Here is a 24,907-nt window from a genome sequence, read left to right as displayed (position 1 = left end):
GTTAAATATAGCATAATAAATACGGAATTGAAGAATTTAAATTATGTGTAGACCATTGCTGACCTTATCGTGACTTTTTATTCTGAAGACAGAGTTTTATAATTTCTGAGATTCTTTTCAAACGGGTTTCGTCGCGTTTTGCCTGTCGTAGCCAACTCAAATAGCTTTTACGATAACTAGGGGCGAAACGCTTATAATTTCCAAAGGCGAGTGGATGTAAGTCGAAAGCATGCTGAAGCTCTTGTGGAATCACTAGATTTTCGACATCGTCCATGGCGCTCCAGGTTCCGGATTTTTTGGCAAGTGTAATGCTTCTTTTACCGCTTTCATGAATCAGACCTTGCCGTTCGAGCTCATCTATGTGACTTTTATTGAGACCGCTCCAGGTACTTTTAGGATTTCTAGGACAAAAATATTGCCTTCTTTTCCCGTTGCCAAGACTCTTCACAGTGCTATCTATCCAGCCATAACACAAAGCCACTTTTACGGCCTCTTCCCAACGCATCGAAGGCACGTTTAATTCCAGTTTATAGAAAATAAGATAGACACCCTGTGCATATTCCGTATGATTAATATGCAACCATTCCCGCCATTCTATATCTCTGGGAAAGTAGATTTCTGGTTTTTCCATGTTGGCATTTTTATAAGTAAGATTCAAAGACACAGAGTTTCAAAGTTTCAAAGCTTCCAGCTTCCAGCCCCAACTTCCACTTCCAACATCCAACATCCAACATCCAACATCCAACATCCAATTTCCAGCTCCCAGCTCCCAACTCCCAACTCCCAACTCCCAGCTTTCAGAAGTGTTCAGTGTTCAGTTTACGGTAATGACTAATTCAAAACCAAAATAAACTTCTAACATCATATGTCATTCATCATTAAAATCCACGTAAAAGTCTTTTTTCACATCTACAGTTTCTATCGGCTCTTTGAACTCCATCATTTGCCATTCGGTAGTTGGAGTAATCCATTCTTCATTACCATTGATATAGACGATAAGAGGCATTTTAAAGTTTTCAATTCCGTTAGTAAATCTGTACTTTAAATTCATTCCGTCCTTGGTGTATTCGAAACGTGGAATTTCAACGGTACGTAAGTATTGATCCCAAAAAAGTGAAAGGTCAATTCCGCTCTTCTCACTAATGTATTCTTCTACCTGCTTACTAGTAACTGTTTGATGGTAAAAATCCTTGTTTAAACCTTTAAGGATTGATCGCCACTGTTTATCATCGTTAATGATCTGTCGAACCGTATGTAAAATATTCGACCCTTTATAATACATATCATTGCTGCCTCGTCGATTTGCGTTGTAGGTTCCAATTATTGGACGGTCGTTGCGAATTAATTGGCGAGTTCCGAGGACATACTCAGAAGCAGCTTCGTCACTAAATTGATAACTTAGATATAAATTTTCAGAATATGCCGTAAACCCTTCATGGATCCACATATCGGCCACGTCTTTGTTGGTAATGTTGTTGGCAAACCACTCATGTCCCGACTCATGAATTATTATAAAATCGAACCGTAAACCCCATCCTGATTCAGAAAGATCGGTGCCCAGATACCCATTTTGGTACCTATTTCCGTAGGTTACACTGCTTTGATGTTCCATCCCTAAATAAGGAGCCTCAACCAATTTATAACCATCTTCGTAAAACGGATACGGTCCAAACCAGTATTCGAATGCATGCATCATCATAGGAGCTTGTAAAAACTGATCTTTCGCTTTTTCAAGATTTCCACGAAGTACATAATAATCCATATCGAGATCACCGTTTAGTCCCTCGAAAGTTTCACCAAAATGCACATAATCACCTATATTAATATTTACTCCATAGTTATTGATTGGATTAACAACATTCCAAACCCAAGTCTTCGTCGTTCCATTATCAATTGTATTAATAAGACGTCCGTTAGAGACATCCATAAGATCTTTCGGCGCAGTAACGGCTATTGTTACTCCATTATCAGGTTCGTCGTATGGATGATCCTTATTCGGCCACCAAATACTGGAACCGATGCCTTGATTGGAAGTAGCAATAAAATCTTTGCCATTTTCATCCTTACTCCATGTAAATCCGCCATCCCACGGTGGTCTCTTTGCTTCCACAGGCTTTCCGGAGAAATAAATTGTGAGCTTGTTTTCGTCTCCTTTTTTCTGACTTTTCTGAAGTTTTATAAAGTGAGCACTTCCTTTAGATTTTATTTTTAACTTTTTTCCATCTTGTTCAATTTTATCGATTTTCATGGGTGTCTGCAAATCAATCTGAAGCAGTTTACCTTTTTCTAAAACTTTATAAGTAATAGTGTTGCTTCCCTTAATTGACTTTTGATTAGGAAATACTTCAACAGCAAGATCATAATGCATTAGGTCCCACCATTCTCTTTCGGGGGTAATACTACCTCTTAATTCTTCTTCCTCACTTATTTTTTGAGCGTAACAACTTATTGTAACTGCTAGTAGAAAGAGTGTGCTTACTAGTTTTTTCATTTTATATATTTTATCTTCGGAAGTGTCCTCGTATTGAAAACAGCTTCAGAATTTTACATTATTTCTTTTCCTTTTTATTCTGAAGAACTCCGGAAACAAAAGAGTTTTAATTACTTCAAACTTTGAGACTACCTGAAAACGGCTTCAGGAAAAACTACAGTACTTTCATGACCGTCTTTTCCAACGGATGCAATTCCGAAGAAAAAGTTATCAATAACAATTCCGTTTAAAGTAAATTCTGAAACATCACCTACAAACCTACTATAATCCCAAGTAGGGGAGGTGGTATCGCGCCAATATATTTTATAGCCTACAGCTCCATCTTTCTTTTCCCATTTTAACTTCACCGATGGCTCGACGATTCCCCCTATAGCAACGTTTGTGGGAGCGGGAGGAGACCAAGCAAGACTTGCCATTGTAATAGCATTTACTGCCGTTAATTTTCTGGCGTAGTCGAAATTCACGAATTCTAATTTGTCGCCATAATCAATGCCATTTTCAGTTCTAATATCCTGATGTTGTTGCGTATAATTTTCGTGAGCCTCCATGATTCTTATTCCGGCATAACCAAGATCGTTGAAAGGTCTATGATGGCCTCCACGTCCAAAACGATCTAATCTATAGATCAACATTGGATTCATTTCGGGCATATAGGTTTTAGTAGTAGTATACACATATCGCGCTAATTGTCTGGAGTTGCCATCGACTTCTCCCCCATAAAATCGCCTCGAATTGCGCTCTTTTTCCGTTTCAGTGGGAGGTACAGGCTCGCTAAAAATTCTAAAATCCACATTGCTAATTACGCCATCAACGCCTTTTATGTTTCCAATCATATCGTTGTTTAGTACGCCAATAATATCCCATTTCTGCTCCTGAGCAAAAGCTGCGAACCCTTGGCCGCCAAAGAGACCTTGCTCTTCACCGCTAAGCCCTAAATAGACAATACTACTTTCGAACGAATACTTTGATAAAACTCTGGCCGCTTCAATGGCACCTGCCATTCCGCTGGCATTATCGTTTGCACCGGGCGCGTCTTTGGTGAAATCATTGCCATCACTATTTCGGGAATCGATATCACCGCTCATAATGATATAACGATTTGGATACTTTGTTCCTTTTTGTATTGCCGCCACATTTACAATCCAAGTATCCATTGGAATTCTTCGATTGCCTTCAGCCAGTACCAAATCCTTCTGATAAAAAACATCCAGACAATTATTACAGTTGGTTGAAATTTTGTCAAACTCCGATTTTATCCAACGTCTGGCAGCTCCTATTCCTCGGGTACTGCTAAGAGTGTCACTAAAGGTGTTTCGGGTTCCAAATCCGGCGAGAATGGTGATGTCGGCTTCAATTCTTTCTGAAGAAACCTCATTGATAATATTATAGATACGGGAATCGGTCTGAGATATTGTAGTGAAAGTTATAAATAATCCTATAACCGATAAACATATTTTCATTTTCCAAAAACTTTGGATTAAAAATAGCTAAAAGATGGCTTTTATGGTACATTTTAATAACTTATCTTAATAAGGTAGGGCGGTATAGCTTTTGCCTAATTGTAAACTATGTGGGTTTGCTTCTGTATTCTTGAAGTTATAAGGAATTCCTACATATGGATACTCCCATGATTCAATGGTAACAATAAAATGGAGGTGAGGGTATCCTGCTAAGCCGGTTGAACCACTATATCCTATATGAGATCCTTTTTCAACTACATCGCCTACAGATACGATGGCGCCGTTTTCTGTTAAGTGCATATATTGGGCATAGGTATTATCGTTTTGTTGCACTACCACTAGATTATTAGGAAAGCCTCCGTCGATACCACTTTCTTCTATATGGATTACAGTACCTTCTCTTGTAGCCGTAATTAAAGAGCCGATGGGCATATCAAAATCAATCCCAAACTGATCCGGTCTTCCTTCTGCATGATAGGAACTAGTGCAATGACTTAAATTTACAGTATAAGAAATATCAACTGGATAGGGTAGAACATAATAGGAGGTTTCCCAATTACCATAATCGTAATTCGTACATCCTATAGTAGCATTTCCAGCTCCTCCTTGGCCGGGATTATATATCGCAGTTGCTGAAGATTTCTTTTCACAATTGATAAAAAGAAGTAGGACAAAGTTTATTAATACTAGTAGTTTCATTTTTATTTTAAAAGTACCATTTGAAGGGCTGTTCTACATTTATTTAGTGAACTAGTTAGTTAAGAATAATTATCTTTAATAATCTTATTTCTTAAAATGGCTACATTTATATAGTGGAAGTACTTCGATATTTTATTTTTATTTATTGCTTCTTAGGGGTATTCATTGCAGGAGGATTATTTTTTAAAAGGAGATCGCCTGCCAATATTACGCTCGCCATTTTTATTTTTCTATTTACATTGGAGCAACTGGATTTTTTATACACAACCAGTGATATAGTGCTCATTTATCCAGAATATTATTTATTAATATATCCTGTTTGCCTTTTGTTTGGTCCCTCATTATGGATGCATTTTAGATATGTGCAGCATCCAGAATTGAAATTTAAATACACACATCTCCTCCACGCCTTGCCATTTTTAGTGTTTGTTGTTTTTCTGCTCGCGCCTATTATTAAACTTGAGGGGGCTCAAAGATTAGAATACACCAGGATTAATTTTAATAGCCATATGATGCCATTAAATTATATTAGGACAACACATGTCACTTTTTATGGGCTCTTGATGTTGTTTGTAATTATAAAGAATAAAGTTTTTCGAAATAATCAACAAGGCGTTTATTTAACAGTGGTTGCCGTGATTTATTTTCTTACAGCTGTATTACAATCTTACCTCACGCGATTTGCAGATAGCTATCGACAGTTTGTACTGTACTTTTTCCTGGCATCCACAATTGTATTAATCGCCGGTTTCGTGCTGTATACGTATCCTGAAATATTAATACAGCTACAAAAAAAATACTTTAGTAGTAGTTTAAAGACCACAGATAGAAACCGTATCGTCGAGAAAATTAATAATGTGACAAAAGATCCTTTTGTTTTTTTGAATAGTTCTTTGAGTCTCAATCAGTTTTGCGATAAAATACAAGAAAAGACACATCATGTATCACAGGTCTTTTCTGAAAATTTTTCAACTTCATTTTCGAATTATCTAAATCTACAGCGCGTAGAACATGCAAAAGCATTGCTAAGAGATAGACAACAAGATCATTTAAAAATTCTTGCCGTTGCTTTTGAATCGGGGTTCAATAATAATGTCACCTTCAATAAAGCCTTCGTGAAATGTACAGGGATTACTCCCGGAAAATATAGAAAACAAAGTAAAAAAGGATAGGATTATTTTTGAACAGGCTCGGCCACAAGTGCTATTTTCTTTTCATCCGGGCTCACTGCCATTCTGCTTATATTTTTAAAACCCGCACCCGAGAGATCTGCGACTAATTTCCATTCTGAGCTGAGAAAAGTATCGTACATATAAATTTTACTCCCACTGCCTATAAGAATTTGAGAGCTGTTTAGCCATGTATAATCCTGAACCCCAATTGGTAACTGGCAAACAAAAAAGCTCTCACCACTGTCCACATCGAATAGATAAAGATCTTCATTTTTTTCTTTATTTATAATAGTGTAACTCATGGATTTAGATCCAAGTACTTTATGAATAGATCTTCCTGAATTTGTAAGCAACGTATCTACGGTCTTTGTTTTTAAGTTGCAAAGTACCAAATCCAGGTCTTCGCCTCCCAAAACTGATGCTAGAAGAGTCTGGTCATCGTAGTAGGCGAAATATGCAACTTGTAGTCCTTCTATTACTTCGGAAGAGTTCGGTGAATCTTTTTTGTAATAATATAAACGTTGTAATCCGTCCGGGTCAAGACGCACTGCGGCTACATTATTCTTTCCATTAGGAATATGCGTTGGTGAATATTCACCTCCATCGGTAGGAAGATGAAACCATGTTTTAGATTTTTCTGAAATAGAGTACTGCGCTATATCTGTCTGCCCATTGTGATTGCCGGCAAATAAAACAGTGTTATTATCTGAAAAAGAGGGCTGACTATCATAGCCCGGGTCATTGGAGATATTTTGAATATTAAAGATGTCAATTCCGCCGTAAACAGATTCAAGATTACAAAGATAGACTTCAGTATTGGATTGAGCATTTAAGCAAAAGAAGCATAACATAAATAAAACCGATAACTGGTATTTCATATTTCTGATTTTGGTTTAAATATAACAAAGTTCAGACCAAAATATTTTTCATGGAAGAACTTTGTTATAAAGCTTTAATTATTAACTTTTTAGATTCTAATTTGTTGAAGGAACCTTCTGATATCTTTTTGTACTTTTAACAAATCAGCTAACAAACTAATCCAAAAATCAAGACATGCCAAAATTTCAATTATTACTAATTGTGCTTTCAATAAATCTAATCGTGTTCAGTACTAAAGCACAAACAACGGTAATTCATGCTGGAACAGTATTGACTATTCCGGGTGACAAACCAAAGAAGAATCAGTCCATTATAATTAAAGATGGTAAGATAAAGGAAGTAAGAAACGGCTTTTTAATGGCAACCGAACTTGGTTTAGCTTCCGAAGAAATAGAATTAATAGATTTAAAAAATTCCTTTGTAATGCCTGGTTTTATTGATTTACATACACACATAACCGGCGAGCGCGATCCTAACAAAAATCCACATGAATGGGTTACACTTGAGAATGAAGATTATGCTTTTAACGCGATACCTTATGCAACTAGGACATTGCAAGCCGGATTTACAACTGTACGAAATTTAGGAGGAGATGCTAAACTTATGAATGCATTAAAACGTGCTATAGCAAAAGGACTTATTGAAGGACCAAGGATTATTGCAGCTACGGGTGCTATTTCGGCAACGGGAGGTCATGGAGATTTTCATGGCTATCGAAAGGATATATTGGAATTGGATGGGAAAGGAGTAGGAATTTGCGATGGAAGTGATGACTGCCGAAGAGCAGTTCGAGCTCTTGTAAAACAGGGTGCAGATGTTATAAAAATTACTGCCACCGGTGGTGTTCTCAGCAACACCGCAGCTGGAGTAGGGCAGCAGTTAAGCAATGACGAATTGGAAGCAATTGTATCCACAGCAGCAAGTTTAGGCCGAAAAGTGGCAGCGCATGCACACGATGCTGAAGGGGTGAATGCGGCTTTGAGAGCTGGCGTTAATTCAATTGAACATGGGTCTTATTTAAACGACGAATCGATACGATTATTCAAAGAAACAGGAGCTTATTTGGTGCCTACCTTACTCGCTGGTGTTTCAGTAACAGAAGAATTAGATGTGAATGAAAATATTCCTCCTGCGATTGCAGATAAAATCAGACAAGTAGGTCCCGTCGTCGAGGCTTCCTTTAAAAAGGCTTTGGCAGCAAAGATTAATATCGCCTTCGGAACAGATAGCGGTGTGAGTAAACACGGTGATAATGCGAGAGAATTCGAGTTGATGGTTAAATACGGTATGGACCCAAATGAAGCTATTAAAACAGCAACGATCAACGCATCTAAGCTTTTAGGAATGGAAAATCAACTAGGCACTATTGAAGCTGGGAAATCGGCAGATATTGTTGCTGTAATTGGAAATCCACTCGAACAGATAAGTATTTTGAAGGAAGTAAGTTTTGTAATGAAAGAGGGCGTTGTTTATAAAGAATAAGATCTGAACAATAAAAAACCGCCTTTAAACTAAAGGCGGTAGGGATGTTCACTATATCGTTAACTATGAAAAAGTGAGGAGTTGTCTTAAAATGGATATTTGTTTTCGGCTGTTACTTTTTCAGCGATCAGTTTTCTCATTGCACCAATATTTGGCATGTTCTGATATTTAGTAAATCGTTTTAGCCCCATTAACATCATGCGTTGTTCGTCACCTTCAGCAAAAGAGATAATCGATTCTTTCGCTTTTATTGAGATAATATCCACAGCGTGATACAAATAAAGTTTTGTCATGGCAAGTTGTTCTTTTTGAGCGTCTTCACCAAAACGTTTTATGTTTTTCTCAGTTCTTAGAATTGCACTTTCCGCCATATAAATCTCGATAAGAATATCGGCAGCAGCCATAAGCATTTGCTGATGTTCATCTAATGCTGGTCCGAATTTTTGAACCGCACTTCCGGCAACCATTAGAAATACTTTTTTAAGCTTAGCAATCATATTTTTTTCTTCAGAAAGTACTTCGGAAAAATCAGGAGTTTCGAAAGAAGGAATTCCCATTAATTCTGAAGCAACTGCCTGTGCTGGACCTAATAGATCCACGTGACCTTTCATTGCTTTCTTTACAAGCATTCCAACAGCCAACATACGGTTGATTTCGTTGGTTCCTTCATAAATTCGCGCAATTCTTGCATCTCTCCAGGCTGCTTCCATCGGGGTATCTTCAGAGAATCCCATACCACCAAAGATCTGAATTCCTTCATCGGCACAATTCTGAATATCTTCAGAAACGGCAACTTTCAGAATTGAACATTCTATAGCATATTCTTCAACACCCTTTAATTCGGCTTCCTGATGTGTATTTCCAGAAGCAACTCGCATGGCAATGCGATCTTCAATATTTTTAGCAGCTCTATAAGTAGCCGACTCACCAACGTAGGCACTAGTTGACATTTCAGCGATCTTCAATTTGATAGCGCCAAAGTTTGCAATTGGAGTATTAAATTGCTTACGTTCTGAAGCATACTTAACAGCAGTTGTAGTAACTCTTCTTTGAGAATCTAAACAAGCACCGGCTAACTTAATTCGTCCAACATTTAAAGCGTTCATGGCAATTTTAAAACCATTTCCTCGTGTCGACAACATGTTTTCAACAGGAACTTTCGTTTCACTGAAGAATACTTGTCTTGTTGAAGAAGCTCGAATTCCTAATTTACGTTCTTCTTCCCCCATGGTGATTCCATTAGCAGGGTCATTTTCTACAATGAAACCGGTAATGTTTTTATCATCTTCAATACGTGCAAAAACAATCATCAGACTACAGAAACCTGCATTTGAGATCCACATTTTTTGTCCGCTGATTTTATAATGTGTTCCATCTTCACTTAAAACCGCTTTAGTTTTTCCACTATTAGCATCACTACCTGCGCCAGGTTCAGTAAGACAATAGGCGCCAAACCACTCACCGGTAGCTAATTTTGGAACATACTTTTTCTTTTGCTCTTCAGAACCATAAAGTGTGATTGGTAAAGTCCCAATCCCAGTATGCGCTCCAAAAGCCGTACTAAAAGATCCTGTTCCACTTGAAATATAATCACAAGTAAGTAAGGTAGAAACGAATCCCATTTCGAGTCCGCCGTAAGCTTCAGGAACTGCCACTCCTAAAAACCCAAGCTCACCTGCTTTACGCATCACTTCTTCAGTAAGCGCATAGTCTTTATTTTCGAAGCGATCTCTATGAGCAACTATCTCTCGGTCGTTGAATTCAATTACCGCTTCCTTCATCATTTTCTGCTCTTCGGTAAAATCTTCCGGAGTAAAAATATCTTCACAAGCTGTTTCTTTTACAAGAAATTGTCCACCTCGTAGTATGTCTTTATTTGTTTCTGTTGCTTCCATAATTTCGATTATAATAGATTCAAGTGTCAGGAATCAGGACTTTTAACATAGTCCGGATTTAAATCTTGATATCATTTTTTATATTACTTTATTTTTTGTGATTATCCTATAAATAGCTTCGAATCCTAATTAAGAAATTCAAATATACCGGCGGCACCCTGCCCGGTTCCTACGCACATGGTAACCATTCCGTATTTCCCTTTCATTTCACGTTTGCGCATCTCATCGAACAGTTGTACCGATAATTTAGCTCCTGTACATCCAAGGGGATGACCAAGTGCAATGGCACCACCATTAACATTAATGATATCCGGATTAAGGTTCAATTCACGGATCACTGCCAGAGATTGGGATGCAAATGCTTCATTTAATTCAATTAATCCAATGTCATCCTGCTTTAATCCCGCGCGTTTCAATGCCTTCGGAATAGCCTTAACCGGACCAATTCCCATAATTCTAGGCTCTACTCCAGCAGCAGCATAATTTACCAGACGTGCAATTGGTTGAAGATTTAATTCCTTCACCATATCTTCGCTCATCACCATTACAAAGGCTGCTCCGTCACTCATTTGTGATGAATTACCAGCGGTTACGCTTCCACCGGCAGCAAAGACAGCTCTTAAATTGGCTAATACTTCTTTACTAGTTCCAGCGCGAGGTCCTTCATCTTTAGTTACTGTATATTTTTTAGTTGCTTTTTTTCCGTTGGCATCAACATAGGTCTGTTCAACTTCTATAGGAACAATCTGATCCTGAAAACGATCTTCTGCTTGGGCTCTTAATGCCTTCATATGCGAATTATAAGCAAACTCATCCTGATCTTCACGTGAAACCTTAAACTGATTCGCAACCGCTTCGGCAGTATTTCCCATTCCCCAATAATAATCTTCATGACCTGCTTTTACGATATCGTAATTTAATTCAGGTTTAAAACCAGTCATAGGTACCGCGCTCATACTTTCTGCGCCTCCTGCAATGATACAATCTGCCATTCCAGCCTGAATCTTAGCCGACGCCATAGCAATAGTTTCAACTCCAGAAGAGCAAAATCTATTGACAGTAACTCCGGGAACATCTACGATATCTAATCCCATTAAAGAAATTAGTCGTGCCATATTAAGTCCCTGAGATCCTTCCGGCATAGCATTTCCAACCATGACATCATCAATTCTCTTAGGATCTAGATTTGGCAATTCATTCATCATATACTTGATGGTTTCAGCTGCCAATTCATCAGTTCTTTTAAAACGAAACACTCCTTTGGGTGCTTTCCCAACGGCTGTTCTGTATGCTTTTACTATATATGCTGTTTTCATTTTTTATTTAGATGTTAGATATTAGATGTAAGAAATGAGATTTTTAGTTTTTCTTTGAAAACTTTTTGATCAATGAATAATTCATTTTCTGCACTTCTATTAGTTCATTTAATATCGGGTTTATTGTATTTTCTGAAACCATATTCATTCTATTTGAGATTAATAATTGAGTGATAAGTTCATTTACTGAACCATTTGCAATACCTAGAAAATTTCGAAACTCTCCATTTGTATTTCTCCCAGATCCTTCAGCAATGTTTGAAGGAACAGAAACAGCGCATCTTCTTAATTGACTTATTAAACCAAATTTCTCATCCTTTGGAAATTCAGCAGTTATATTATATATCTGCTCAGTAATGTTCATTGCTTTACTCCAAATTTTTAATTCTTGAAAATTGTGCATATCCTTTATTCTATATCGGGGAGTTGCTGTTTTTTAAAATCTCAAATCTTATGTCTCAAGTCTAATTTCTTAATGGTTTCCCTTTTTGAAGCATATGTTGTAAACGCTCCAATGTTTTACGCTCTCCACATAGACTTAAGAAAGCTTCTCTTTCTAAATCAAGTAAATATTGTTCGCTTACCAATGTTGGTTCTGATAAATCACCACCTGCCATTACATAAGCTAATTTATCAGCAATTTTCTGATCGTGTTCGCTTATATAGTGACTGTCTTCCATGGCGTCTGTTCCTACTAGGAACATTCCTAATGCTTGTTTCCCAAGTACTTTTATATCTTGCCGTTTTACTGGCTTCGTATATCCTTGGTCTGCCATCATTCTCGCAACCGCTTTCGCTGTAGCGATTTGTCTGTCCTTATTTACAACTACTATGTCTTTTCCTAGTTTTAGGATATTCAAATCATACGCTTCATGTGCCGAAGTTGATACTTTCGCCATTGCAATGGTAAGGAAGTGGTCTTGTAAAATGTTTAACTCAACATCTCCCTTTTGGAACATATCACTTGCTCTTAACGCCATTTCCTTTGATCCACCACCACCTGGGATCACACCAACTCCAAATTCTACCAGTCCAATATAGCTTTCAGCTGCTGCTACTACGCGATCTGCGTGTAAGGTCATTTCGCAACCTCCACCTAGTGTCATTCCGTGAGGCGCGACTACCGTTGGGATAGAGGAGTAGCGAAGTCGCATACAGCTATCCTGAAAATACTTAATCGCAGCATTCAATTCGTCATATTCCTGCTCTGCGGCCATCATAAATATCATTCCAATATTGGCGCCTACAGAGAAATTAGTTCCTTGATTACCAACAACCAAGCCGTCAAAATCCTTTTCGGCAATGTCGATAGCCTTATTTAAGCCGGCTAATACGTCACCTCCAATACTGTTCATTTTGCTCTGAAAATCTACATTCAGAATTCCGTCACCTAAATCTTCAACAACAACACCGCTATTTTTAAATACTTCGGAAGACTTGCGAATATTGTCCAGGATGATAAATGCATCTTGTCCAGGAACTTTCACATGTTTTTTCTGAGGAATATCGTAATAATAAGTAGCTCCATCTTTTATAGTGTAAAAAGATTCAATTCCGGCTGCCAGCATATCATTTACCCAGGCCGCTGGTTCTTTTCCAACTGCTTTTATAAGTTCGATTCCTTTTTTAACGCCAACGGCATCCCAAATTTCGTATGGACCGTTTTCCCATCCGAAACCGGCTTTCATGGCATCATCAATTTTGTATAATTCGTCTGTGATCTCAGGAATACGTTTAGAAACATAAGCGAACATTCCTGCGAAGTTCTTACGGTAAAATTCTCCTGCTTTGTCTTTTCCTTTGATCAATACAGGAAAACGATCTGTAACCTTGTCGATTGATTTGGTAAGCTCTAAGGTAGCGAAAGAAGCTCTCTTTCCTAAGCGGTACTCTAGAGTTTCGAGATCCATTCCAAGAATTTCACTGCTTCCGTCATCACCCTTTACTTTTTTGTAGAATCCTTGCCCGGTTTTACTTCCCAGCCATTTGTTTTCCATCATTTTATTGATGAAAGCTGGCAATTGGAAAATATCGTGTTCTTCATCATTAGGAACATTTTCATAAATACCATTGGCAACATGTACCAAAGTATCCAATCCAACGACATCAACTGTTCTGAAAGTAGCCGATTTCGGACGACCGATAACTGGTCCGGTAAGCTTATCTACTTCTTCAATTGTGAGTCCCATTTCCTTCACAAGATGGAAAAGACTTTGTATTCCGAAGATACCAACACGATTACCAATAAATGCCGGAGTGTCCTTAGCGATTACGGAAGTCTTTCCGAGGAACTTTTCACCATAACCATTCAAGAAATCCAATACGTTAGGATCGGTTTTAGGTCCCGGGATGATTTCAAATAATTTTAGATAACGTGGCGGGTTGAAAAAGTGAGTTCCACAGAAATGCTTCTGAAAATCCTCACTACGTCCTTCACTCATAAATTTAATAGGAATACCGGAAGTATTCGAAGTTATAAGTGTTCCTGGAGTACGGTGCTTTTCAAGATTTTCAAACACCTGTTTTTTAATGTCCAGGCGTTCCACAACAACCTCAATGATCCAATCTACATCTGCAACTTTTGCAATATCATCTTCCAGATTTCCTGTAGTGATTCGTTTTGCAAAATCTATATGATAAAGAGGAGCAGGTTTAGATTTAATTGACTTTAGAAGATCATCATTCACCAAGCGGTTACGCACAACTTTATGCTCTAATGTTAGTCCTTTCGCCTTTTCTTTGTCATTTAGTTCACGTGGGACTATGTCTAACAACAACACATCCACGCCAATATTGGCAAAATGGCATGCGATACCGCTTCCCATAATTCCGGAACCGATAACGGCAACTTTATTTATTCTTCTTTTCGACATATTATAAATGTTTTTCTGAATCGTATATTTTTTTTGAATTGATGAGCTCCAACATGGTGTTGGCAACTCTTTTAAATGTGTTTAGATCTTCGACCGAAATATTCTCCTTAACGGCCTCATCAAAACGTAACACAACACCTTTAGAAAACGTGCGCATTTCTTTGCCAAAAGGAGTTAGGTGAATTAAAACACCTCGTCCATCTAACGGATTGGGTTTGCGTTCAATCAACCCTTTTTCTTCCATTACTTTCAAAGTACGTGAAAGACTAGTGGCTTCCATCCCCATTTTTGGTCCTAAGGCTGTGGAAGCGGTTCCTTCTTCAGGATCTATGCTTATTAGTGCAAAACCTGTAGCCATAGTACTTTCCTTACGTCCGGCTTCTTCATTGTACATTTTTTGTACACCCATCCAAGTGGAGCGAAGAATATAATCTATTGTCTTTTCTTTCATAAAATCACTTAGGGAAGTCAAAGATACGAAAATTTACTATGCGTGCATAGTAAATAGATGAAATATTTATACAAAAAAGAGCAGGGGTTAGCTATTTGTATAAAATTCTTGTTGGGATGGTTTTTTTAAATTAGCTAGGTACTATTTATTGCTTTAGAATTCGCTTAGTGATTGATTGCCCTTCGGAAGAAATTGTTAGAAAGTATAGACCTTCAGCTATTCCAGAAAGATCAATTGCTTCACCAACAAAATTCATACTGTTTATCGTTCTTCCTGAAGCATCCTTAATTTCTATAGTTCCTTCAGAAATACCCTCAATAAAAATCATGCTATTGATTGGGTTTGGGTAGATTTTTACTTCGGTGAGTTGATTTTCTTCCAATCCTAATAAGCAAGCGTCTTCTACTTCTTGTTGGGTAGCGCAACCTGACGCGTTTACAACTATATTGCTGTTCGCAGAATTAATATCTAAAAAGTCACACACACTTTTTACGGCACATTCCGATAACAACGGGTTGTTTTGAATCCAAAGATCGCTCAGTGTTGTGGCATCTATGTTTTTTATACCTTCTATATTTGTAATTAATTCATTCGCCGATATACTCAAAATACCATTTATTGAATTTAAACTATCAAATCCGTCAAGAGTTTGGGCTTTCGTATTATTAATAAATAGATTTCCATCAATGCTTGTTAAATTTGAAAGACTGCTGAAATCGGCTAAAAAAATGTTGAAAGCTATATTAAATCCTCCATTTATTAATGAAAGTGAATTAAGTCCTTCTAATGAAGTTAGCGCATAATTTTGGGCTAAAGTCAATCCTCCGGTGGAAGTTAAATTTTCTAAACCATGTAAGTTTTCAAGCATTGGTAAGTCCCTTAAAGAAAAATTACCTTCAACCGAGATTAAAGATTCTAGGTCTGAAATGTCTATCAGCGCGCCATTATTTTCTAGTCTGAAAAATCCACCTATTGTTTCAAGATTGTTTAAACCATTTAACGACACTAACTCATTATTACTTTTTATTGAAATAAAACCACCCACTGAAGTAATTAAATGCAGTGCTGAAATGTTGCTAAGATCAAAATTATTCTCTATAGATAGAAGACCTCCAATTAAAGTAAGATTTTCCAATCCGTCGAGGTTAACTAACTCACTATTGCCACCTATAGTTAGGAAGCCTCCAATTCCCTGTAAATTATCTAATCCCGTTAGTGATTGAAGATTTACTGTATTTGCGATTCGTAAAGATCCATTTACCTGTTGAATTTGAGAAAGTCCATTTAGGTTGATAATACTATTAGCATCATCAATAAACATATCTCCTTCAATGATGGTACATCCCGGGTAATTTACCGCGAAATTATCGATTTCTTGTTGGGATTGTATTACGATACCACCAGGTAAACATTGCCCTTTCATGACAAACAAAGTGCCGATAAGAACAATGACAATAATTGACTTAAAAAAGATTTTATTCATAATTGACAATTAAGTAAAAAAAGCAGCCAATGGCTGCTCTTTAAGAACGTTATTAAGGCAGTTAATTACCCTCTTCCGTATAATTTCTCATAAAGATCCTTATACATTTCTTTGATCACTTTTCGTTTGGCTTTCATAGTAGGGGTAAGTTGTCCGCCTTCAATACTCCAAATATCCGGTGTCATCTGGAAGGTCTTTACCTTTTCCCACTTTCCGAAGCGCTCGTTATGTATATTTATTTCTTCCTGAACTTTCGAAATCAATTTCTCATCATTGATTGCCTGTTTAGGATCTGTCGAAATATTCATTTCTTCTTTCTTCGACCAATCTGCAATATATTCCCAGTTTGGCTGAATTAAGGCTGCAGGCATTTTTTCACCATCACCAACTACCAAAATCTGTTCTATGAACTGAGATTGCTTCATCGCATTCTCAATAAGCTGTGGTGCTACGTATTTACCACCACTGGTTTTAAACATAGATTTTTTACGATCCGTAATTTTTAAGAAACCATCGCTATCAATTACACCAATGTCACCGGTATGGAAATACCCACCTTTTAATACCTCATCAGTTTGTGCTTGGTCTTTATAATACCCTTGCATCACCTGAGGACCTTTGATAAGAATTTCTCCGTCTTCAGCGATTTTAATTTCTGTTTCCGGCAAGGCTTTACCAACAGTTCCAATTCTAAATCCGCCATTCCGCATATCATTTACAGTACATACCGGAGAGGTCTCAGTTAAACCATAACCTTCCATCACCGGACAACCTGCAGCATTAAAAACACGGGCAAGTCTAGGTTGTAAAGCAGCACTTCCTGATGCAATTGCCACTAGATTTCCACCTAATGCCTCCTGCCACTTGCTAAATATAAGTTTTCGAGCTAATTTAAGTTTGGTTTCATACCACCATCCATTTTGCTCGTATGGTTCCCAGGCAAGACCTAAGTCAACTGCCCAGAAGAATAATTTTTTCTTTACTCCGGTAAGATCATCACCTTTGGCAATAATCTTGTCATATACTTTTTCCAGCAATCTTGGCACTGCCGACATTACTTCTGGGTGTACTTCTTTTAAGTTGTCACTAATTTTTTCAAGACTTTCAGCAAAGTGAATACTAACGCCACAATACTGGTACATATACAATAACATACGCTCGTAAATATGGCAAACAGGGAGAAAACTTAAGGATTTAGAATTCCCCATAACAATAGGAAGTCTTCCTTCACTATGCATCGCATTACTGGCAATATTCTTATGAGTAAGCATTACACCTTTTGGTCGTCCAGTAGTTCCTGAAGTATAAATTAAGGTTGCAAGATCATCTTCATGTACCGCTTCCATTCGTTTAGTTACCTCATCCTGATTACTTTTGTCTTCGCCTAATTTTAAAACTTCCTCCCAATTTTTACAATCACTCATTTCATCAAAACTATAGACTTCAATTAACGAAGGCACATTTGCTTTGATCTTATATATTTTGTCGCGTACTTCCTTACAAGACACAAAGCAGTAAGTACACTCACTATGATTTAACACATATTCGTAGTCCTCTTCGCTAATTGTAGGATAAATTGGCACATCCTGAGCTCCCGTTTGAAGGATTCCAATATCGCAAATATTCCACTCCGTTCTATTGGTCATGGAAATGATGGCAATCTTATCATTTGGTTTAACTCCAAGACGCAGAAGACCACGGCTAATTGCGTTCGCTTTATCAATATATTCCTGAGTAGAAGTTCCCACCCATTCACCATTTATTTTGGTCACAAGTGCTTTTTCTTGCGGATATTTTTGCAATTGATAATATGGGAAGTCAAATAGTCTTTTTGGTTCTGTCATGATGTTTTAAATTGTAGACACGCAAAATAGGAAAAAAATTGTTTATTCTATTGTGAAAACATTCACTTAAAATAGAATTGCTTAATAACTACTAAATTTACGCATAAGTTGGCAAAATTTTAGTGAAAATAATCACTATTTTCTAAAGTACTTCTCTTTTGAAAACGAAGTGACTAGGATGGTTTTTGGAGCTTCGGAAGACTTATTTTTACTAAATTTTGTAAAAATCGAGAAAATGTCAATTTCTTTAAAAAATCACTATAAAAACTTCTTTTTTCATCAATTGTGGGGTAAAAATTTACATAATCGTGATTGTTTCGAGCATTAAAATTATCGAATCTAACTTTTAAACAGAAAAAAAGCAGCAAAATTTATTGCTGCTTTTAATATATTATATAACTTTTAGCTTCCTATAATTATTTCTTTTCCAGCCATTTTCTAGCGTTTACAAAAGCTTCCAACCAAGGTGAAACTTCGTCTTTTCTTCCTTCAGGATAATTGGCCCAATTCCATTGAAAAGTTGATCGCTCAATATGTGGCATCATTACCAAATGTCTTCCGGTTTTATCGGTCATCATTGCAGTGTTATAATCACTACCATTAGGATTAGCTGGATAACCTTCATAGCCATATTTAGCTACAATACTGTAGTTGTTTTCTGGCATAGGAAGATCAAATTTACCTTCTCCATGACTTATCCAAACGCCTAAAGTGCTTCCTGCGAGTGATGATAGCATCACACTATTGTTTTCTTGAATGGTTACACTAGAAAACGAACTCTCGTGCTTATGTGAAACGTTATGCTTCATTTTAGCTAACTTTTCGTGTTCCGGATTGATAAGATCCAATTCTAAAAACAACTGACAACCGTTACAAATACCCACCGACAAAGTATCTTCTCTTTTAAAGAAGTTCTTCAATGCGGTATTGGCTTTTTCATTGTATAAAAATGCTCCAGCCCAACCTTTAGCCGATCCAAGAACATCACTATTTGAAAATCCTCCTACAGCACCTATAAATTCAATTCCTTCCAGGGTTTCACGACCGCTAATAAGATCGGTCATGTGAACGTCTTTCACGTCAAATCCCGCTAAATACATGGCGTTTGCCATTTCTCTTTCGCTATTGCTTCCTTTTTCTCTAATGATGGCTGCTTTTATTTTTCGCTCGCCAATCAACGGTAATTTTCCTGTGAATTGCTTCGGAAAGCTATACGTTAAGGGTTGTTGTTTATAGTTTCTGAAACGTTCGTCGGCCATGCCATTGGCAGTTTGCTTTTGGTCTAACAGATAGGAAGTTTTGTACCATGTATCGCGCATTTCAGGAATACTGAAGCTTAAGTTTTGTTGTGGATGCTTCAGCTGAAGCACTGCATTTTCAGAAACCGCTCCTAGTTTTACAAAATCGATTTCATTTGCTAAAAGTAAGCTCGTCACCGCTTCATCTTCCGAAGCCTGAATTACAATTCCGCAGTTTTCAGAAAACAACAACTTTAGAAGGTCATTTTCTCCCAAGTTTGAAAGATCTAGATTAGCACCTAAATCCAAATCTGAAAAACACATTTCTAATAAAGTCGTGATCAACCCTCCTGAAGCAACATCATGTCCTGCGGCAATCTTCTCGTCCAAAATGAGTTGCTGAATAGTATTAAACACATTCTTTACATAGCTCGCGCTTTTTACTGTTGGCGCATCGTTTCCAATAGTACCAAGAACTTGCGCAAATGAAGAACCTCCCAGTTTAAAGTCATCCTGAGAAAGATTGACATAGTATATACTGCCTTGAGATTTTTTCAATGTAGGCTCAACGACCTTTTTAATGTCGTTACAATGACCAGCGGCAGAAATAATCACCGTTCCTGGAGAAATAACCTCTTCATTCTTATATTTCTGCTTCATGGAAAGCGAATCCTTCCCCGTAGGCACGTTTATGCCTAGATCTATAGAAAACTCGCTAACTGCTTCCACAGCTTTATACAAACGAGCATCCTCTCCCGGATTATTACATGGCCACATCCAATTGGCTGATAACGAAACACTTTTAAGTCCTTTTTCCAAAGGTGCCCAAATAAGGTTGGTTAATGATTCTGTAATTGAATTTCGAGAACCTGCAACAGGATCGATAAGCCCTGAAATAGGGGAGTGACCGATGGAAGTTGCAACTCCTTCTTTTCCATTATAATCTAAAGCCATTACACCACAATTATTTAATGGTAATTGCAACGGACCTGTACATTGTTGTTTCGCAACTTTTCCTCCAACACAGCGATCTACCTTGTTAGTAAGCCAATCTTTACAAGCTACAGCTTCTAGTTGAAGCAACTGTGTCAAGTAAGTTTTTATATTTTCAATACTGTAATCAGCATTTTTATAATCACGATTTATGGTTATATCGGTCATCACTGTTTTTGGAGAGCTCCCAAACATATCTTCTAATGCGAAATCCATAGGCTTAGCACCTGTTTTCTTACTTTGGAATGTGAATCTATGATCGCCGGTTACATCACCAACCTCATAGATAGGTGAACGTTCCCGGTCTGCAATGCGATGCAAAACTGCCAAATCCTTCTTTCCAATCACCAATCCCATTCGCTCCTGAGACTCATTTCCAATAATCTCTTTAGCCGATAAAGTAGGATCACCAACCGGCAATTTATCCAAATCGATAAGTCCGCCTGTATCTTCTACCAGTTCACTTAGGCAGTTAAGATGTCCGCCGGCTCCGTGATCGTGTATAGATACAATAGGGTTGTGGTCACTTTCAACCATCCCTCTTATTGCATTTGAAGCACGTTTTTGCATTTCAGGATTCGATCGTTGAATAGCATTTAATTCAATTCCGCTTGAGAATTCTCCTGTATCCGCAGATGATACCGCAGCACCACCCATCCCAATTCGATAATTTTCACCACCAAGAATTACTATTTTATCTCCTGTTTTTGGAGTGTCTTTAAGTGCTTGATCTGCTTTACCATATCCAACACCACCGGCTAGCATAATCACTTTGTCGAAACCTAATTTTCTAGATTTAGTTTCACTTGCGTTGTTAAAATTCTCCTGTTGTTCAAAGGTCAATACAGATCCGCATATCAATGGTTGTCCGAACTTATTTCCAAAATCGGATGCTCCATTACTGGCTTTAATCAAGATATCCAGAGGAGTTTGGTACAACCATTCCCGTTCTTTCATTCCTTTTTCCCAAGGTCTGTTTTCTTCCAAGCGAGAGTAGGAAGTCATATAAACAGCCGTTCCTGCCAAAGGAAGTGATCCTTTTCCACCTGCCAATCGATCGCGAATTTCACCTCCGCTTCCGGTAGCAGCTCCATTAAACGGCTCAACGGTAGTCGGGAAGTTATGAGTTTCCGCTTTTATGGAAATCACACTGTCAAATTCCTTGGTTTCGTAAAAGTCGGGCTTATCAGCACTTTTTGGTGCAAATTGAATGGCTTTCGGACCATTGATAAATGCTACATTATCTTTATAGGCTGAAACGATTTCGTTCGGATTTTCCTTAGAAGTCTTTTTAATGAGTTTGAAGAGCGACGATGGCATTTCTTTACCATCAATATTGAAACTACCGTTGAAGATTTTATGACGGCAATGTTCGCTGTTTGCCTGACTAAATCCAAATACTTCGCTGTCGGTTAATTTGCGGTTTATTTTTTCTGAAACTTGTTCGAGATAAACAATTTCTTCGTCATTAAGCGCTAACCCTTCCTGCTTGTTGTAAAGAGCAATATCGTCGATTTCCCGGATGCCTTCCGGTTGAATATCGAAAGTAAAAATTTCCTGATTAAGCCCAGCATATCTTTGAGAGAGCATGGGGTCGTAGTCTGAAAAATTCTCAGTTACATGATGGAATTCTTCAATACGAATTATTCCTTGAACGCCCATGTTTTGCGTAATCTCAACGGCATTCGTACTCCATGGAGTTATCATTGCAGCTCTGGGACCAATAAAAAAATCCGTCGCGAGATCATTCGAGACGGATGTGTTTATTTTAGGTTGGTTGCCAAATAGCCACTCTAATTTTTGTATGTCGGTTTTTGAAATTTCTTCCTGCGTTTGGACAGCAAAAACAGTGTTTTTTACGTCTCCAAAAAAGTGAATCATTCTATAGCGAATTTGAAGGCCGGTACAACGAAGTACAGCTTGGTTTTTAACGCTGCAAAGATACCAAATTTTTAAGGAAAGTAAACTGTTTTTGTTATGATCGTAATTGACTTATTAACGGTAATAGTTAATATAAAAAAATAGTCATCTTCAATTAAGAAGTAAGAAGTAAGAAGAAAGAAGAAAGAAGAAAGAAGAAAAACTTGTGACTGTCACTTCGAGTGGTTTTTAATGACCAACAGGGAATTAAAAAATGTATCGAGAAGAAGTAAGATACCAGAGCCAAGACAAAGGAAATTAAGTCTTGCTTCTTTATTCTTTGAGCGTAGCGATCATAGACACTTATCCTCGTCGACATTCCTTGAATGAGGAAGTTCAATTCTTATACAAATAAAATCGAAACTTAGTTTACAATGATCTTTTTGGTGATCTTTTTGTCGGTGTTACCTACTTCTAGTAAATAAAGGCCTTTATTAAGGCTTGAAATATCGATAGCTTCGGAAGCATCTAAAGTAGCTTCAGAAATAATGCGACCACTTAAATCGTAAATAACGTACGCTTCTAATGGAAATGAGCTGTTTGATTGCACCCAAATTGTTTCCGAAGAAGGAATAGGGAAAATCACAACATTACTTAGATCATTTTCAGAAACAGATGCCAGTCCCCATCGATCTTCAGCAACAGGACCACCCCATATTATTGTTGCTAAATATGGATTGTCAATAAATGGATTTCGATTTCCGTAGACATTTTCCAAGTATGGATTACGTTGATCTTCATAGTCATTCACCATGTCATCTGCATTCCATTGCAAGTAGATTTGAAGCATATCGTTCCCCGATTGAGTTGTGCCTGCACCGTTTAAAGATGGTAGACAGCGATCTCCGTAACGAGTATACATATACATCATCATACGGGCTACATCACCTTTCCATTCATCACCCGGATACCAGTTTCCACTACCTACATTTCCTGCATCACCTGAACCGGTTGCGAACTTTTTATTATCCCGATTCCCATTCATTTGCTGATCACTAGGACGCAAATTATGTGGATCGGCACCAATTCCTGTTGAAGCATTGTTTACACTTCCCATGGTCGGATTAGCATTCGATCGAGAAAAAACATGTTCACGATTGTACTCACAGCTAGTCCCACCAAAATCATCTTTATCTCTTGTTCTATCAGTAGTACAGCTTCCCGTATCATCGTAACCATAAATTAAAAGGACATTACTAGAATTTTCGGTGTCCTCGTCGGTGATTAAAACCGTATCGCGCACATCCCCGTAATTAAAATTAGAATTGTAATTACTAATTATGGATTGTAATTCAAGATACATATCTTGTCCTGTAAGGGAAAGGTCGATTCCGTTATAATATGGTTGTTGCCCAAAACATAGTGCAGGAAGCATAAAAAGAAGAAGTAATCTATTGTTCATTTTCATTGTTTTTTTGAAGTAAGGCTAAGTAAAATCCGTCGAATCCTGAACTCGATGGTAATATTTTTTCATCTTTTGTTAAAGTAAATTCATTTCCGGCTTCTCGTTTTAGAAAGGCTTTCACTTGCTTTTCGTTTTCCGAAGGTAAAATGGAACAAGTTGCATACACCAATTGTCCGCCAGGTTTTACCATTCTAGAGTATGAATCTAATATTTCAGCTTGGGTTGCTCTAATTCTGTCTAGAAACTCAGGTTGCAATTTCCATTTAGAATCGGGGTTCCTTCTTAAAACGCCCAATCCTGAGCAAGGAGCATCGATAAGAACCTTATCTGCTTTCCCAATTAATTTTTTTATCGCTTTTGTCGAATCGATTACACGGGTTTCAATATTGTGGATTCCATTACGACGCGCTCTACGTTTTAATTCGTTCAGCTTATTTTCGTATATATCCATGGACACAACCTGCCCTTTATTATCCATAAGTGAAGCAATGTGTAAACTCTTACCACCGGCGCCTGCACATACATCGATTACTCTCATGCCAGGTTGTGGATTTAAAAGTTGAGCCACTTTTTGGGAAGAAGCATCCTGTACTTCGAACCAACCATTTTGAAAGGCATCGGTTGTAAATACATTGGCTCTTTCAACCAATTTTAAGGCGTGTGGATATCCCTTAATAGGTTCTGTTTGGATTTCTGCCTCCGCTAGACTTGCTTGTAGTGTCTCGATAGTCGCTCTTAAGGGATTCACCCTTAACACAACATCTGCCTGCTTGTTCAAAGCAGCGATTTCTTTATCCCATTTCTTACCCAATTCTTTTTCACCTAACTCATCTAACCAATCCGGGATGGATTCGCGAAGTTTCCTGATTTTGGAGAATTCGTCGAATTTCCCTTTAATTCGTCGGGTTGGAGTATCTTCAAATTGAGGCCAGTCTGGAATCGCAATACCGTGAAGTGTCGCCCATACTGTAAACATCCTAAACAAATTGGGACGCGCAAATGGTTCTTTTACTTCGGCAATCTCGGCATAAAGACGCTTCCAACGAACAATATCGTAAGTAGTTTCGGCAATAAAGCTTCGGTCGCGTGAACCCCAACGTTTGTCTCTTTTTAATGTATCTCTTAAAACCTTATCGGCCTGTTTCCCTTCATTAAAGATAAGATGAAGAGAATCTATCGTTGCAAATACCAGATTACGGTGTAATTTCATAGGTTTTCAAATTGATTAACACCAAATTACCTATTTGATGTTTTGAAGTTGCAAAGGTATCACAATAGCAAGGAATACTTTTGTTACTTTTGACAA

At 37.7% G+C, this 24,907-nt stretch carries 17 protein-coding genes; 2 read left to right on the top strand and 15 right to left on the bottom strand.

Annotated features, from left to right (window positions below):
* Positions 1-64: 64 nt before the first annotated feature.
* The 4 genes from BXY75_RS07600 to BXY75_RS07585 all read right to left on the bottom strand — a co-directional run bounded on the left by BXY75_RS07600 (position 65) and on the right by BXY75_RS07585 (position 4,650).
* Entirely contained in the window at positions 65-631 is a 567-nt protein-coding gene (locus tag BXY75_RS07600) for a YdeI/OmpD-associated family protein (protein WP_121907112.1), read from the bottom strand.
* 237 nt (positions 632-868) lie between these two features.
* Complete coding sequence (locus BXY75_RS07595) at positions 869-2,491, bottom strand: M1 family metallopeptidase (RefSeq protein WP_121907111.1); 1,623 nt, start codon at positions 2,489-2,491, stop codon at positions 869-871.
* Positions 2,492-2,619: 128 nt separating this feature from the next.
* Complete coding sequence (locus BXY75_RS07590) at positions 2,620-3,951, bottom strand: M28 family metallopeptidase (RefSeq protein WP_121907110.1); 1,332 nt, start codon at positions 3,949-3,951, stop codon at positions 2,620-2,622.
* A 66-nt stretch (positions 3,952-4,017) separates the two neighbouring features.
* The gene (locus tag BXY75_RS07585; protein ID WP_121907109.1) at positions 4,018-4,650 is read right to left on the bottom strand and encodes a M23 family metallopeptidase; all 633 of its coding nucleotides are present in this window, start codon (positions 4,648-4,650) and stop codon (positions 4,018-4,020) included.
* Between the two features lie 113 nt (positions 4,651-4,763).
* On the opposite strand from BXY75_RS07585, the gene BXY75_RS07580 reads away from it, so the two are divergent.
* Positions 4,764-5,822 carry a helix-turn-helix domain-containing protein gene (locus BXY75_RS07580; protein ID WP_121907108.1) on the top strand — a complete coding sequence of 353 codons (1,059 nt, stop codon included), beginning with the start codon at positions 4,764-4,766 and terminating at the stop codon, positions 5,820-5,822.
* Positions 5,823-5,824: 2 nt separating this feature from the next.
* Here BXY75_RS07580 and BXY75_RS07575 read toward each other — a convergent pair whose 3' ends face one another.
* Positions 5,825-6,700, bottom strand: coding sequence for a TolB family protein (locus BXY75_RS07575; RefSeq protein WP_121907107.1), 876 nt, complete (start codon positions 6,698-6,700; stop codon positions 5,825-5,827).
* 175 nt (positions 6,701-6,875) lie between these two features.
* Here BXY75_RS07575 and BXY75_RS07570 point away from each other — a divergent pair, with 175 nt between their 5' ends.
* Positions 6,876-8,183: a metal-dependent hydrolase family protein gene (locus BXY75_RS07570; protein ID WP_121907106.1), complete on the top strand. Its 1,308-nt coding sequence runs from the start codon at positions 6,876-6,878 to the stop codon at positions 8,181-8,183.
* Positions 8,184-8,269: 86 nt separating this feature from the next.
* Here the strand turns inward: BXY75_RS07570 and BXY75_RS07565 are convergent, their stop codons facing one another.
* The 10 genes from BXY75_RS07565 to BXY75_RS07520 all read right to left on the bottom strand — a co-directional run bounded on the left by BXY75_RS07565 (position 8,270) and on the right by BXY75_RS07520 (position 24,811).
* On the bottom strand, positions 8,270-10,078 hold the full coding sequence (locus tag BXY75_RS07565; RefSeq protein WP_121907105.1) for an acyl-CoA dehydrogenase family protein: 1,809 nt from the start codon (positions 10,076-10,078) through the stop codon (positions 8,270-8,272).
* 125 nt (positions 10,079-10,203) lie between these two features.
* Positions 10,204-11,394: an acetyl-CoA C-acyltransferase gene (locus BXY75_RS07560; protein WP_121907104.1), complete on the bottom strand. Its 1,191-nt coding sequence runs from the start codon at positions 11,392-11,394 to the stop codon at positions 10,204-10,206.
* Between the two features lie 43 nt (positions 11,395-11,437).
* A complete protein-coding gene (locus BXY75_RS07555; RefSeq protein ID WP_121907103.1) occupies positions 11,438-11,797 on the bottom strand; it encodes a four helix bundle protein in 360 nt (119 codons plus the stop codon).
* Positions 11,798-11,858: 61 nt separating this feature from the next.
* Complete coding sequence (locus tag BXY75_RS07550) at positions 11,859-14,267, bottom strand: 3-hydroxyacyl-CoA dehydrogenase/enoyl-CoA hydratase family protein (protein ID WP_121907102.1); 2,409 nt, start codon at positions 14,265-14,267, stop codon at positions 11,859-11,861.
* A 1-nt stretch (position 14,268) separates the two neighbouring features.
* On the bottom strand, positions 14,269-14,718 hold the full coding sequence (locus BXY75_RS07545; RefSeq protein ID WP_121907101.1) for a MarR family winged helix-turn-helix transcriptional regulator: 450 nt from the start codon (positions 14,716-14,718) through the stop codon (positions 14,269-14,271).
* Between the two features lie 145 nt (positions 14,719-14,863).
* A complete protein-coding gene (locus tag BXY75_RS07540; RefSeq protein WP_121907100.1) occupies positions 14,864-16,201 on the bottom strand; it encodes a T9SS type A sorting domain-containing protein in 1,338 nt (445 codons plus the stop codon).
* 65 nt (positions 16,202-16,266) lie between these two features.
* Positions 16,267-18,045 carry an AMP-dependent synthetase/ligase gene (locus BXY75_RS07535; RefSeq protein WP_121907099.1) on the bottom strand — a complete coding sequence of 593 codons (1,779 nt, stop codon included), beginning with the start codon at positions 18,043-18,045 and terminating at the stop codon, positions 16,267-16,269.
* Between the two features lie 416 nt (positions 18,046-18,461).
* The gene (gene purL / locus BXY75_RS07530; RefSeq protein ID WP_121907098.1) at positions 18,462-22,157 is read right to left on the bottom strand and encodes a phosphoribosylformylglycinamidine synthase; all 3,696 of its coding nucleotides are present in this window, start codon (positions 22,155-22,157) and stop codon (positions 18,462-18,464) included.
* Between the two features lie 403 nt (positions 22,158-22,560).
* On the bottom strand, positions 22,561-23,598 hold the full coding sequence (locus tag BXY75_RS07525) for an endonuclease (protein ID WP_170152862.1): 1,038 nt from the start codon (positions 23,596-23,598) through the stop codon (positions 22,561-22,563).
* Entirely contained in the window at positions 23,588-24,811 is a 1,224-nt protein-coding gene (locus BXY75_RS07520) for an RsmB/NOP family class I SAM-dependent RNA methyltransferase (RefSeq protein ID WP_121907096.1), read from the bottom strand. Before BXY75_RS07520 ends, BXY75_RS07525 begins: the two co-directional genes overlap by 11 nt.
* Positions 24,812-24,907 lie beyond the last annotated feature (96 nt).

The organism is Ulvibacter antarcticus (genome assembly GCF_003688405.1).
In the GTDB taxonomy this organism is placed as follows: Bacteria; Bacteroidota; Bacteroidia; order Flavobacteriales; family Flavobacteriaceae; genus Ulvibacter; species Ulvibacter antarcticus.
Note: the sequence above shows the minus strand (reverse complement) of the source record. Positions and strands in the feature narration are given on the sequence as shown.

Excerpts from the sequence above, each read along its gene's own strand:
- BXY75_RS07600 (WP_121907112.1), bottom strand. The coding sequence starts at position 631 with ATGGAAAAACCAGAAATCTACTTTCCCAGAGATATAGAATGGCGGGAA.
- BXY75_RS07595 (WP_121907111.1), bottom strand. The coding sequence starts at position 2,491 with ATGAAAAAACTAGTAAGCACACTCTTTCTACTAGCAGTTACAATAAGT.
- BXY75_RS07590 (WP_121907110.1), bottom strand. The coding sequence starts at position 3,951 with ATGAAAATATGTTTATCGGTTATAGGATTATTTATAACTTTCACTACA.
- BXY75_RS07585 (WP_121907109.1), bottom strand. The coding sequence starts at position 4,650 with ATGAAACTACTAGTATTAATAAACTTTGTCCTACTTCTTTTTATCAAT.
- BXY75_RS07575 (WP_121907107.1), bottom strand. The coding sequence starts at position 6,700 with ATGAAATACCAGTTATCGGTTTTATTTATGTTATGCTTCTTTTGCTTA.
- BXY75_RS07570 (WP_121907106.1), top strand. The coding sequence starts at position 6,876 with ATGCCAAAATTTCAATTATTACTAATTGTGCTTTCAATAAATCTAATC.
- BXY75_RS07565 (WP_121907105.1), bottom strand. The coding sequence starts at position 10,078 with ATGGAAGCAACAGAAACAAATAAAGACATACTACGAGGTGGACAATTT.
- BXY75_RS07560 (WP_121907104.1), bottom strand. The coding sequence starts at position 11,394 with ATGAAAACAGCATATATAGTAAAAGCATACAGAACAGCCGTTGGGAAA.
- BXY75_RS07555 (WP_121907103.1), bottom strand. The coding sequence starts at position 11,797 with ATGCACAATTTTCAAGAATTAAAAATTTGGAGTAAAGCAATGAACATT.
- BXY75_RS07550 (WP_121907102.1), bottom strand. The coding sequence starts at position 14,267 with ATGTCGAAAAGAAGAATAAATAAAGTTGCCGTTATCGGTTCCGGAATT.
- BXY75_RS07545 (WP_121907101.1), bottom strand. The coding sequence starts at position 14,718 with ATGAAAGAAAAGACAATAGATTATATTCTTCGCTCCACTTGGATGGGT.
- BXY75_RS07540 (WP_121907100.1), bottom strand. The coding sequence starts at position 16,201 with ATGAATAAAATCTTTTTTAAGTCAATTATTGTCATTGTTCTTATCGGC.
- BXY75_RS07535 (WP_121907099.1), bottom strand. The coding sequence starts at position 18,045 with ATGACAGAACCAAAAAGACTATTTGACTTCCCATATTATCAATTGCAA.
- purL (WP_121907098.1), bottom strand. The coding sequence starts at position 22,157 with ATGATTCACTTTTTTGGAGACGTAAAAAACACTGTTTTTGCTGTCCAA.
- BXY75_RS07525 (WP_170152862.1), bottom strand. The coding sequence starts at position 23,598 with ATGAACAATAGATTACTTCTTCTTTTTATGCTTCCTGCACTATGTTTT.
- BXY75_RS07520 (WP_121907096.1), bottom strand. The coding sequence starts at position 24,811 with ATGAAATTACACCGTAATCTGGTATTTGCAACGATAGATTCTCTTCAT.